The 390-nt window shown below is 52.3% G+C and carries 1 protein-coding gene; it reads right to left on the bottom strand.

Annotated features, from left to right (window positions below; all coding sequences use genetic code 11):
- Positions 1–151: 151 nt before the first annotated feature.
- Positions 152–390: putative phage abortive infection protein (locus EN804_RS35010; protein WP_246693538.1), on the bottom strand; the 239-nt coding region annotated here is incomplete at its 5' end.

Raw genomic sequence — 390 nt, 5'->3', positions numbered from 1 at the left:
GTCTGGCCAGCAATTCCGGATCACTAGAAGCACAAACGCGCTATGATGCGGATGTTCCGCACGCCGGCGACTACGCTTGTTCCGGGGACGAGAGCGGGCAATGTTTACGGGCGTGTAAAGCGACTCGGACCGCGTTATCGTACAACCGGTTCTACGTTGCAGCATCGGTGAACGAGAGAGGCTTCTTCGGCGCCCTCTCATCAAATGCACTCGGATCATAGAATTCCTCATGCAAGCGATTGAAGAGCAAATCTTTGGGGAGATTATCGAACAGCGTGAAGAACTCCACATATTCCTTAAACTTTGCCGCGAGCGGGAATAAACCGTTATAAAACAGAACGAGAAGCTCGAAGTCCGAGAGTTGTGCGCGCAGGATCCGGATATAGCGAA

The sequence above is a fragment of the Mesorhizobium sp. M8A.F.Ca.ET.161.01.1.1 genome (assembly GCF_004792105.1).
GTDB lineage: Bacteria > Pseudomonadota > Alphaproteobacteria > Rhizobiales > Rhizobiaceae > Mesorhizobium.
This window is presented reverse-complemented; position numbering and strand designations above follow the sequence as displayed.